Origin of the sequence: uncultured Chitinophaga sp. (genome assembly GCF_937874145.1) — a bacterium.
Lineage (GTDB): Bacteria > Bacteroidota > Bacteroidia > Chitinophagales > Chitinophagaceae > Chitinophaga.
In genome coordinates this window covers 1-11,035 of sequence record NZ_CALNBI010000118.1, presented here as the reverse complement: position 1 = coordinate 11,035, position 11,035 = coordinate 1, and the positions used below count along the sequence as shown (strand labels likewise).

At 53.6% G+C, this 11,035-nt stretch carries 12 protein-coding genes; 7 read left to right on the top strand and 5 right to left on the bottom strand.

Going from position 1 to position 11,035, the window contains the following annotated elements; all coding sequences use genetic code 11:
* From Q0510_RS05525 to Q0510_RS05515, 3 genes are all read right to left on the bottom strand, one after another.
* A partial coding sequence (locus tag Q0510_RS05525) for an S-adenosylmethionine synthetase N-terminal domain-containing protein (protein ID WP_298708998.1) occupies window positions 1-105 on the bottom strand: 105 nt, incomplete at its 3' end.
* 10 nt (window positions 106-115) lie between these two features.
* A complete protein-coding gene (locus Q0510_RS05520) occupies window positions 116-1,480 on the bottom strand; it encodes a DUF4270 family protein (protein WP_298708996.1) in 1,365 nt (454 codons plus the stop codon).
* A 119-nt stretch (window positions 1,481-1,599) separates the two neighbouring features.
* Window positions 1,600-2,421, bottom strand: a complete 822-nt coding sequence (locus tag Q0510_RS05515; protein ID WP_298708995.1) for a glycogen/starch synthase — start codon at window positions 2,419-2,421, stop codon at window positions 1,600-1,602.
* Between the two features lie 110 nt (window positions 2,422-2,531).
* Between Q0510_RS05515 and panC the strand changes: the two genes are divergently transcribed.
* The 7 genes from panC (at window position 2,532) to Q0510_RS05480 (ending at window position 10,188) form a co-directional block, all read left to right on the top strand.
* Window positions 2,532-3,380 (top strand): pantoate--beta-alanine ligase, encoded by an 849-nt coding sequence (gene panC, locus Q0510_RS05510; RefSeq protein ID WP_298708994.1) that lies wholly within the window; start codon window positions 2,532-2,534, stop codon window positions 3,378-3,380.
* A gap of 46 nt (window positions 3,381-3,426) precedes the next feature.
* The gene (gene panD, locus Q0510_RS05505; RefSeq protein ID WP_298708993.1) at window positions 3,427-3,771 is read left to right on the top strand and encodes an aspartate 1-decarboxylase; all 345 of its coding nucleotides are present in this window, start codon (window positions 3,427-3,429) and stop codon (window positions 3,769-3,771) included.
* Window positions 3,772-3,800: 29 nt separating this feature from the next.
* Window positions 3,801-4,814: a lysylphosphatidylglycerol synthase transmembrane domain-containing protein gene (locus tag Q0510_RS05500; RefSeq protein ID WP_298708992.1), complete on the top strand. Its 1,014-nt coding sequence runs from the start codon at window positions 3,801-3,803 to the stop codon at window positions 4,812-4,814.
* 180 nt (window positions 4,815-4,994) lie between these two features.
* Window positions 4,995-7,142, top strand: a complete 2,148-nt coding sequence (ppk1, locus tag Q0510_RS05495; protein WP_298708991.1) for a polyphosphate kinase 1 — start codon at window positions 4,995-4,997, stop codon at window positions 7,140-7,142.
* 33 nt (window positions 7,143-7,175) lie between these two features.
* Window positions 7,176-8,069, top strand: a complete 894-nt coding sequence (locus tag Q0510_RS05490) for an exopolyphosphatase (protein ID WP_298708990.1) — start codon at window positions 7,176-7,178, stop codon at window positions 8,067-8,069.
* Window positions 8,070-8,153: 84 nt separating this feature from the next.
* Complete coding sequence (panB, locus tag Q0510_RS05485) at window positions 8,154-8,972, top strand: 3-methyl-2-oxobutanoate hydroxymethyltransferase (RefSeq protein ID WP_298708989.1); 819 nt, start codon at window positions 8,154-8,156, stop codon at window positions 8,970-8,972.
* A 319-nt stretch (window positions 8,973-9,291) separates the two neighbouring features.
* Window positions 9,292-10,188 (top strand): DUF1338 domain-containing protein, encoded by an 897-nt coding sequence (locus Q0510_RS05480; RefSeq protein WP_298708988.1) that lies wholly within the window; start codon window positions 9,292-9,294, stop codon window positions 10,186-10,188.
* Here Q0510_RS05480 and Q0510_RS05475 read toward each other — a convergent pair.
* Together Q0510_RS05475 and Q0510_RS05470 are read right to left on the bottom strand one after the other, a co-directional pair.
* Entirely contained in the window at window positions 10,185-10,595 is a 411-nt protein-coding gene (locus Q0510_RS05475; protein ID WP_298708987.1) for a DUF6691 family protein, read from the bottom strand. The two genes, Q0510_RS05480 and Q0510_RS05475, sit on opposite strands and share 4 nt — an antisense overlap.
* Window positions 10,592-11,035: YeeE/YedE thiosulfate transporter family protein (locus Q0510_RS05470; RefSeq protein ID WP_298708986.1), on the bottom strand; the 444-nt coding region annotated here is incomplete at its 5' end. The genes Q0510_RS05475 and Q0510_RS05470, both read right to left, overlap by 4 nt.

Sequence of the window (11,035 nt, the reverse complement as noted above, 5' to 3'; positions counted from 1 at the left end):
AAGATCGTATGCGAGGAAGTTATCGATCAGAGCGTCCGATATCTGGTCGGCTACCTTGTCGGGATGCCCTTCCGATACGGATTCAGATGTAAATAAGTAAGGCATGAGAGCTAGATTATAATTCTGTGTAAATGATCCTGAGTTTAACGTTGGCCGGAGGTGTTGCACTGCCGCCGCCTGCTTTGAGGCGCGGTAAGTCGATCATCCTGCTGGACCAGCCTTCCAGCCTCAGCACCGAATTGTCGATCTTCTTCTGCTGGGCAAGCTGGATATGCCGTGCAATATTAAATTTATATTGTACAACTTTAAAGGGGCCCAGGTCACTAATGACAATTTTATTACCGCCGAAATAGGCGAGGTCGGGGTTGGAAGACAAACCGTAATCCACCAGGAAGGCAAGGCTGTCGTGCGTCACGTACCGGCGCAGCATGAGGCGCGAAGGTTCGGTGAAGATATTGTCCATCCCGGCGGAGCCGCTGTTGATCTCGGTGATGACCAGTTCGGCTTTATTCACCACCGCATTGGGTACTTCCGCGATATTGGGCAGCTGGATATTGGTATAGACGCCGGGTGATTCCTGGATGTATACGATATTGTCGCCTGCGGGGTTGTTGGTATTAACCAGGTTGGCCACTTCCGTGCCGGTGTAATTCCGGTTGAAGTAGTTGGCGTGGCCGGAGCCGTACGTATCGAACTTGAAGTTCGCCATGAGCGAATCTTTCTCGGAATTCTTGTAGTATACGGTAAGGCGGGTATCGCCGCTGTTGAGGTTGGTGTAAAGCATGGTGTTCCCGGACATGGTGTCGGGAACGATGGCCAGGCCTACGAGCCATGCGCGGAAGGCGCTGTCGTTCTTGAAGGCGCCGTCGGCCCTTTGCTGCATCAGTTCCTGCCCGAAAGACGGGTTGAGGCGCATGCGGAGCTGGGGGGCGTATTTGGTGCCATAGATAGACAGGGAGTCTTTCGGGTATACCGGGTAAATCGTGGCCGAACCTACCAGTTTGGAAGGATCGTAGGAACGGGGTTGATTGTAGACGTAGCTGGTATCGATTTTGAAGTTGGGCTCGTTCATCCGGTAGATGTTCACGTTGAGCGGGCCGTTGGCGCCATACCAAACGGTGTCGGCACCTACATAAAGTACCACGGAATCGAGGCTCCAGCCGGTGCCTTCAAAGGTAAACTCGGAATTGGGCAGGGCCAGCTGGGTATATACAAAGCCATGGGATTTACCGAAAATGGGATCTTGCGTGATGCTTCCGAGTGCGCCCTGGTAATAACCTCCCCCGCTGCGAAGACTGGAATCCGTCCGGAGGATGTTGAGCGTAATCAGGTTGTTGATAGTGGTATCTTTTACCACAACTTTGTCTGAGCCGGGGATGAGTTCCTTGCCGAGAATGGTGGCCTCGTTGCAGCCTGTAAAGGCGTAAAGGGCGGCGAGGCAGGCGGCGGCGAAGCCCAGGGTCCTGAATTGAATCTTCACGTAATTGGTTTGTTCGGTTTGTTGACTAACTAAATAGAAAAATTAAAAATAAAAAGTTTGCCCATAAAACGGTCATCCCGCCCACAGTTTTAACTTTTCATTTTTAATTTTTCCCGGACTTATTTTACGCCTAAAAGCTGGTGATATAACTGGAGGTAGTCCGCCAGGTCTTCGTTATCCTTTTTGTAAGGCAAAATAATCTTGCCTTTTTCCGCCTTCACTTCCTCTATGGTCTTTTTGTCCACCTTCTCTCCTGCCATGATCACGGCGTCGGCGTATTTTGCGGCACCGCGGTTCAGGGCCGCATTGGTGCCTTCTTTATACAATTCCAGGTCTTTTTCCTTGATCTGATTGCTGATGATCGCCTTTTTAACGAAGGTTGCGCCCAGTTTGTCCTTAAAGCTGTTGGGCTCCATGGAGAAAACCGTCTTCGTTTGCGAAAATACAGGCTCCTTCTTGTACGCGGTTTTGAGGTAAACCGGTATCATGGAGGTCATCCAGCCGCTGCAATGAATAATGTCGGGCGGCCAGCCGAACTTCTTCACGGTTTCCAATGCGCCCTTGCAGAAAAATACCATCCGGGCGGCGTTGTCGTCGAAAAACGTGCCGTCGTCGTCGGCAAACACGTTCTTGCGCTTGAAATAATCTTCGTTGTCCAGGAAATAAACCTGCAGCCGCGCATTGGGGAGCGAGGCCACCTTGATGATCAACGGATAATCATCACCGTCAATAACGATGTTGATACCCGAAAGCCTTACCACTTCATGTAACCGATGCCTGCGTTCGTTGATACTACCAAACCTCGGCATGATAACCCTCACCTCCAGGCCCGCCTCATTCGACTTGATCGCCATTTTATTGACCATGTCCGCATACTCTGTTAAGTCCAGATACGGAGACATTTCCTGGGCAATAAAAAGAATTCTTTTCTTTGTGGACATTTATTGCTGATTATTAATGCAGTTATTTTTAATTTGGCATGCAAAACTACGAAATTTTTAGGTAATACTGGCCAAATTGTCACTTTTAACATCCTTTTAAGCAAAGGTTTATGTACTTATTCAAGCGGGTAGCGGATCTCGGGCAGGCGCTGGGACAGGAAAAAAAGGCAGGAAAACGGATCGGATTCGCCCCCACCATGGGCGCCCTCCATCAAGGACACATCTCCCTCATCCAATCGGCCAAACAACAATCAGACATCGTGGTGGCAAGCATCTTCGTCAACCCCACCCAATTCAACGACCCGAAAGATTTCGAAAAATACCCGTCCACCCTCCAACAGGATATCCTCCTCCTCACCGCCGCCGGCGTCGACTATCTCTTCCTCCCTTCCGTGGCAGAAATGTACCCCGAAGGGCCCGGAGCGGCACACCCGCATTACGATTTCGGCTATATCGAATCCGTGCTGGAAGGCGCATACCGCCCCAATCACTTCCAGGGCGTAGGCATCATCGTCCATAAGTTACTGGACGCCGTACAGCCCGACGACCTTTTCATGGGCCAGAAAGATTTTCAGCAATGCATGATTATCAAACGGTTACTGGAGATTACCGGCATAAATACACAATTGCATATCTGTCCCACCCTGCGGGAGAACGACGGCCTCGCCATGAGCAGCCGCAACATGCGCCTCACACCCGAACAGCGGACCACCGCCGTGGAAATAAGCCGCACGCTGCAATGGGTGAAAGATAACCTCGGTTCCCGCCCATTCGCGGAGCTGCAGGCCGAAGGGCTAACGCGCCTCAAAGCCGCCGGATTCGAGCCGGATTACCTGGAGCTGGCCTCCGGGAACGACCTCCGGTTGCTGGAGGCGCCGGAAGACGGTCTCATGGCTATTCTCGTGGCAGCCAGGCTGGGAGATATCCGGTTGATTGACAATATGACCCTCGGCGGCTAGGTTATTTAAAGGAAATTCCTCTACCTTTGCGGACTACACCAGAAATATGCTGATCGAAGTATTAAAATCCAAGATTCACCGCGCGGTTATCACGGAAGCCAATCTGAACTACGTGGGCAGCATCACCATCGATGAAGATCTGATGGATGCAGCCAACCTGATCGCCAATGAGAAAGTGCAGGTCGTGAACGTGAATAACGGAGAGCGCCTCGAAACTTATATTATCAAGGGCAAACGCGGGTCCGGCGTGATCTGCATGAACGGTCCGGCCGCGCGCCTCGTTGCCGTGGGCGATATCGTCATCATCATTTCCTACGCCACGATGGATTTCGAAGCCGCCAAAACCTTCGTTCCCATCGCTGTTTTCCCGAAGGAAGGCAATAAATTATAATCCGCAACCCGCTCATCCTCCCCTGGTTTATGCCGAAATCGCTTAAAACATTCCTGCAATTCGCTGTTTTTCTCGGCCTCGGTATATTAATCATCTGGTGGACGGTGCGCGGGTTCACGCCACAGCAGGTCAACGAGATCAAGGATGCCATGCGCCAGGGTAATTACTGGCTCCTGGTCCCCGCCATGATCCTGGGTTTCGCCAGCCACTGGGTGCGCGCCATCCGCTGGCGGCTCCTGTTTACCCCGCTGGGGTACGCTCCCAAAAAACTCAATACGTTTTTCGCCGTGATGATCGGCTACCTCCTCAACCTGGCCGTTCCGCGGCTGGGCGAAGTCGCGCGCTGCGGGGTGCTGTCGCGGTACGAAAAGATCCCGGTCGACCGCCTCGTGGGCACCATGATCGCCGAGCGCGCCATCGACCTGTTGTGCCTCATTATCCTGCTGACGGTGACCGTGCTGGTGCAGGTGGATGTGGTCGGTGCTTTCGTGGACGAATACATCTGGGTGCCTTTATCCGGTAAGTTTACCGGGGTACCGATGGCTACCTGGGGGATTATAGCGTTGGGGGGCATTGCTTTTATTGCGCTCGCCGCCTGGCTCCTGCGCCGTTTCCGGCACACCAAGGCCGGTATTTCTTTCCGCAACCTGCTCCGCGGCATCGTGGAAGGTATCCTGTCTGTCGGCAAGCTGCGCGGCAAGGGCTGGTTCCTATTCTATACCGTTCTGATGTGGTTCCTGTATTTCTCGCAGGTCTACATCGCATTCTGGTGCCTCGAAGAAACGATCGGGCTCGGCGTTAAAGCAGCGCTTTCCATCCTCGCCTTCGGCAGCATCGGCATGATCGCCACGCAGGGCGGGATCGGTGCGTACCAGTACATCGTGCAGCAAATCCTCATCCTTTACGGCATCTCCGCCACCATCGGCTTCGCTTTCGGCTGGATCATCTGGCTGGCGCAGACGGCGCTCATGCTCGTGCTTGGCCTCGGCAGCATGGCCGCCATTCCTGTTTACAACAAAAAGTCCGGAACCGAAAACCCCTGACAACACTGCCGGGATCACCGTTTTTCATGCGCCCATCCTCCCGCTCCGGCAACAATTGATGCCGGAAATGCGTAATTTAATGGTAAGTTAACACGGCACGGATACTTGGCGCCCGGGTTTTCCTCATTTTTGCCATTCATTTTTACTGGCCCTGCCAACGCTCCAAAATCATGTGCATTTATGAGATCCGACTCTACCGCCGCCATATTACCGGCGCCCCTTAAAAACAAACCGGTGAAGAAGACGACGAAACTAAAGACGGCTTTTGCGAAAAAGAAAACGATTGTAAGGGATATCAGCTGGCTCTCGTTCAACGCCAGGGTTTTGCAGGAGGCTGCCGACACTACCGTGCCCCTCTACGAAAGGCTCCGCTTTCTCGGCATATTTTCCAACAACCTCGACGAGTTCTTCCGTGTGCGCGTTGCCACGCTCAAGCGCATGGTCGCATTCGGCCGCAGCGCCCGCATGCACCTGGAAGACAATCCCGAATTGATCCTCGAAGAGATCCAGGCCACGGTGATCGCGCAGCAGCAGGAGTTTGACCGTATCTGGAAAGAAATCGAAGAAGAGCTCAAACGCGACCACATCTTCCTGCATACCGAAAAACAACTCAACCGCGAGCAGCAGAAATTCGTGCAGAACTATTTCAACGATCAAGTGCGCACCAACATCATCCCGCTTATGATCGAATCCATTCCCAACCTCCCCTATCTGCGCGATAAATCCATCTATCTCGCCGTGGTGCTGGCGAAGGAAGATAATTCAGTGCGTCAGACGTATGCACTGATCGAAATCCCTACCACCGTTTTGCCCCGCTTCCTTATCCTGCCCAGCAAGGAAGGCGAGCACGATATTATGCTGATGGAAGACGTCATCCGCTTCAACCTGCCGCATATCTTTTCCTATTTCGGGTACGATAAGTTCAGCTCTTCCATCATCAAGGTGACGCGTGATGCCGAGCTCGACATCGACAACGACATCGCCACGCCGCTCATCCACCAGCTGGAAAAAGGCCTGAAAGCCCGCCGCAAGGGCAAACCGGTCCGTTTTATATACGATCACCAGATCGATCCGTACCTCCTCGAATTCCTCATCCGCCGCCTGGGCCTTTCGAAAAAGGACAACCTCCTGCCCGGCGGGCGTATCCATAACTTCAAAGACTTCATGGATTTTCCGGATGAAGTCTTTACCCGCGAGCGCATGCGCCGCAAAACCCTCATCCATCCCCTGTTCCAGAACGTACCGAGCGTAATGAGCGTGATCCGCGAACAGGATGTGATGCTGCATACGCCTTACCATTCTTTCGATACCATCATCGACCTGCTCCGCGAAGCGGCGATGGACCCGCTGGTGACGACCATCAAAATCACCGCTTACCGGCTTGCCAAGAACAGCCGTATCATCAATGCGCTCATCAATGCCGTGCGGAACGGCAAACAGGTGTCGGTTGTGCTCGAACTGCGGGCGCGCTTTGATGAGGAAGCCAATCTGAAGTGGAAGGAAAGGCTGGAGGAAGAAGGCGTGAAAGTGATCTACGGGGTACCGGGAATGAAGGTGCACGCCAAGATCTGCGTGATCAAGAAACGCAGCGGGAACTCCACCGTGCAATACGGCTTCGTTAGCACGGGGAACCTCAACGAGCGCACCGCCAAAGTTTACGGCGACCATTGCCTGCTGACGAGCGACCGCGGCATCATGGCCGACATCAACCGCATTTTCCGCTACCTGGAAAGCCCCCGGCACGACGAGAAAATTCTCCTGCAGTGCAAAACCCTGCTGGTGAGCCCGCATAACATGCGCAAATCGTACCTTCGCCTCATGGACAGGGAGATCCGCAACGCGCGCCATAAGAAGCCCGCAGCGATCACGCTGAAGATGAACTCGCTGTCGGACGATATCATGATCGAGAAGCTTTATGAAGCAGCCCGCGCGGGCGTGGAAGTGAAGCTCATCATCCGCGGCATCTGCTGCGCCTATACGTCGAACAAGAAATGGAAGAAGGATATCGAAGCCATCAGTATTGTGGACGAATACCTGGAGCATGCGCGGGTTTTTGTTTTCCATAACGGCGGGCAGGAGAAGGTGTACATCGCGTCGTCGGACTGGATGACGCGCAACCTCGACCACCGCGTGGAAGCCGCGGCGGAGGTGGTGGACCCCGTGATACGGCAGGAACTGATCGAGATACTGAACATACAGCTGTTAAGCAACGTGAAGGTGCGCATCCTCGACAACGAACAGCAGAACGCCTATAAGCACACGCCCGGCCGGAAAGTCCGGGCACAGCTGGAGATTTTCAAATATCTGCACGACAAATCCTATATTTGACGCATCGGTACACCAAAACCGCCTGATGTCGGAATGAAGCTTGCAGCCATAGATATAGGATCGAATGCGGCGCGCCTCCTGATCACGGAAGCGTCGCCCAAAGCAAACGGAGAAATGGATTTCACCAAAGTGAACCTGGTGCGCGTACCCCTGCGCCTGGGGATGGACGTGTTCGCCACCGGCGCCATTTCCGCCAAAAGGGCCGAGAGCTTCGTCAACACCATCAAAGCCTACAAGCTCCTGCTCGACGTTTACGAGGTGAAATACCTCAAAACCGCCGCCACTTCCGCCATGCGCGATGCATCGAACGGCGCGGAAATACTGGAAAGGGTGAAGCGGGAAACAGGCATGGAGATCCGGGTGATCACCGGGCAGGAAGAAGCCAATTACATTTACGAAAACCACATCGCCGAGAACCTCGACAAAACGCGGGGGTATCTCTATATCGACGTAGGCGGCGGCAGCACGGAACTGACGTTCTTCAACGGCAACCGCCTCATTTTTAAAGAATCTTTCAACATTGGCACCATCCGCCTGCTGCAGGGCAAGGTGGAAGAAGACCACTGGCAGCAGATGAAGGAATTCCTCCGCCAAAACCTCAAAGGCTACAACCAGGTGGTAGCCATCGGTTCCGGCGGCAACATCAACAAGGTGTTTTCATTATCCAAAAAGAAAGAAGGCAAGCCGCTGACGCTGGACCAGCTGAAGGATTATTACAAGGAATTCAGCAGTTTTACGGTGGAAGAGCGCATCCATCTCTATAACCTCCGGGAAGACCGTGCAGACGTGATCGTACCTGCGTTGCAGATATACGTGAATGTAATGCGGTGGACCGACATCCAGGAGATCTTCGTTCCCAAGATCGGACTGGCCGACGGGCTGGTGCGCGCCCTCTACAAAGAGATTTCCGCCATGGCCGTGCCGTAGGTCAAAAAAATGTAGGCAAATCCGGTAAATATTCCAACCTTTGTGCCGCTTCGGGCATGGGGCCCGGCGTAAATACGTACTGCAATGTCTGCTGTAAATAAAGAAATCAAGCGCATCACCACGCATGTGCTGCAAAAGATGAAAACGGACGGAGAGAGGATTTCCATGCTGACCGCATATGACTTTTCCATGGCCCGTATTTTCGACGACGCGGGCATAGACATCCTCCTGGTAGGCGATTCCGCTTCCAACGTGATGGCCGGTCATGAAACCACCCTTCCCATTACCCTCGACCAGATGATTTACCACGCCGCCTCGGTGGTTCGCGCCATCAAGCGCAGCTTCGTAGTGGTGGATCTCCCCTTCGGCTCTTACCAGGGCAATTCCAAAGAAGCGCTTATTTCCACGATCCGGATCATGAAAGAAACCGGCGCCCACGGTGTTAAAATCGAAGGCGGCGAAGAGATCATCGAATCGGTGAAAAGGATCATCAGCGCCGGGGGTCCCGTGATGGGCCACCTGGGGCTTACGCCGCAAAGCATATATAAATTCGGTACCTACGCCGTGCGCGCCACGGAAGATGCCGAGGCCGACAAGCTTATCCGCGACGCCATGCTCCTCCAGGAAGCCGGCGCTTTCGCCATCGTACTGGAGAAAATCCCCGCCCAGCTGGGTAAGAAGGTCTCAGAAGCCCTCACCATCCCCACCATCGGCATCGGCGCCGGCAAATACGTGGATGGCCAGGTGCTGGTGATGCACGACATGCTGGGCATCAACAAGGAGTTCAAACCCCGCTTCCTCCGCCGCTACCTCAACCTGTACGACGAAATCCTCGGCGCTACCAAAAACTATATCAGCGACGTAAAAGCGAAGGATTTCCCGAACGACAACGAGCAATACTGATAAATCGCGCAGTAAAATACCTGAAGGCCGTATCCTCCCCGATACGGCTTTTTATATCCTCTTCGCTACTAATTCTTTAGTTAAAATACTCAGTTACTACGGTTGCAGTACGGTATCTGTACTGTAGCACTACTGAGCCCCTGGTGAGCCCATATGTAAAATTCCCCGGCTTTTGTTATATTCGCTTCCGTGAATGCGATGATTAACATACAACTTTCCCTTTTATCGTACCTGCGGAGCACCTGCTCGCACGTGCCATGAGCCTGCGTTTACCCCGCAATCCGCATATCTCCCAAACATTTTTACAAAATCCAAGCTGATGACAACACTGGAAACAGTATTGAACGGACTGATGAGCCGTTACCAGGAGCGCGTCCCGGACGTGGGCGCAATCATCAAAGCCATGATCCGCGAAGGCATCATCGCGAAAGCCACAGACATCGAAAACGATCACATCGCTTTCCGGACCCTTGGCGTGCCGCACCTCGGCATACAGTCGCTCGAGAAAATATTCCTCCATTACGGCTACCGTAAAATGGATTATTACAAGTTCGCAGAAAAGAAACTGGATGCATATTGGTATGCGCCACCTTCCGATAATTTCCCGCGGATCTTCATTTCCGAGCTCCGCGTGAAAGACCTCTCCCCTGCCGCGCAGCAGCTCATGCACAGTTATACCGACGAAGTAACTTCCGACCCGGTGAATGCCCTGAACCTCGACGATGCTGCCGCCGTGGACCATTTCCTCCACAGCGGTTTATGGCGCACGCCTACTTATGCCGATTTCCAGCAGCTGGCGGCGGAAAGCGAGTATGCGGGATGGGTAATTTACAACCGTTATTACCTCAACCACTTTACCGTAAGCGTACATAATTTACCCACAGGATATAATACCGTAGCGGATTTCAATAAGTTTTTGGAGAAGGAAGGCTTCCGCCTGAACGATTCCGGCGGGAAGATAAAGACCAGCCCGGATAATGCGTTGCTGCAAAGCAGCACCGTAGCGCGGATGATCGAAGCGGAGTTCGCCGGCGGCGAAAAGCATGAGATCGCCGGTTCGTATGTGGAGTTCGCGGAAAGAAGGGTGTTGCCACAGTTCGCGCAGCTGGCGCCTGCCGATATCCGCAGGGAGCACCGGCGCGAGGGCTTCGAAGCCAACAATGCGGACAAAATCTTCGAAAGCACGTATTCAACCCAAACGGGCAAGCAGGATTAATGCGGGAGGCGGTCTTTCAGCAAACCGTACACCCAGGTGCCCGCAGTGGCGCTGATCAAGGTAACGATCACCACGGTGAAACCGCTGCCGATCTGCGCGAAGAGCGGTCCGGGGCATGCGCCGGTAATAGCCCAGCCCAGTCCGAAGATCAGTCCGCCGATAATATTGCCCAGGTTGAAGGGTTTCTTCCGGATTACGATCTCCTCCCCGTTCATGCTGCGCCAGCCCATCTTTTTGATGAGCATCACGCCCAGCATGGCGGTAACGATAGCGCTGCCTATGACGCCGTACATGTGAAAAGATTCGAGCCGGAACATTTCCTGGATTCGGAACCAGGATATCACTTCCGCCTTCACGAGGATAATGCCGAAAAGCATCCCGGCAATGAGGAATTTCAGGTTTTTCATAAGAGCAGCCAGCGCATGAGAGGTGGTAAAATAAGGTTGGACATGGTGAAGCCGCCCGTCATAAAGCAAAGCGTAGCCACCAGGGAAGGCCATTGCAGCGTTGCAATGCCGTAGATGGAATGGCCGGATGTGCAACCGCCCGCGTAGCGCGTGCCAAAGCCCACCATGAATCCGCCGGCTACGAAAAAGAGGAGGCCCGTACCGCTGAAGGCATTGCCCCAGTTGAAGATGTCGCCGGGCAGCAGTTCGTCGAACTCCTGCACGCCGTTTTTACGCAAGGCGGCGATGGTAGCAGGGTTCAGGTCCACCGGCTCGCCGTTGTTCAAAAACAACAGCACGAGCAGCGCCCCGAGCGTGATGCCGCCCACGAACCAGAGATTCCAGCTTTCCTTTTTCCAGTCATACTGAAAAAAGGAAAGCTGGAATCTCTGGTTCGTGGG

Excerpts from the sequence above, each read along its gene's own strand:
- Q0510_RS05515 (WP_298708995.1), bottom strand. The coding sequence starts at position 2,421 with ATGTCCACAAAGAAAAGAATTCTTTTTATTGCCCAGGAAATGTCTCCG.
- panC (WP_298708994.1), top strand. The coding sequence starts at position 2,532 with ATGTACTTATTCAAGCGGGTAGCGGATCTCGGGCAGGCGCTGGGACAG.
- panD (WP_298708993.1), top strand. The coding sequence starts at position 3,427 with ATGCTGATCGAAGTATTAAAATCCAAGATTCACCGCGCGGTTATCACG.
- Q0510_RS05500 (WP_298708992.1), top strand. The coding sequence starts at position 3,801 with ATGCCGAAATCGCTTAAAACATTCCTGCAATTCGCTGTTTTTCTCGGC.
- ppk1 (WP_298708991.1), top strand. The coding sequence starts at position 4,995 with ATGAGATCCGACTCTACCGCCGCCATATTACCGGCGCCCCTTAAAAAC.
- Q0510_RS05490 (WP_298708990.1), top strand. The coding sequence starts at position 7,176 with ATGAAGCTTGCAGCCATAGATATAGGATCGAATGCGGCGCGCCTCCTG.
- panB (WP_298708989.1), top strand. The coding sequence starts at position 8,154 with ATGTCTGCTGTAAATAAAGAAATCAAGCGCATCACCACGCATGTGCTG.
- Q0510_RS05480 (WP_298708988.1), top strand. The coding sequence starts at position 9,292 with ATGACAACACTGGAAACAGTATTGAACGGACTGATGAGCCGTTACCAG.
- Q0510_RS05475 (WP_298708987.1), bottom strand. The coding sequence starts at position 10,595 with ATGAAAAACCTGAAATTCCTCATTGCCGGGATGCTTTTCGGCATTATC.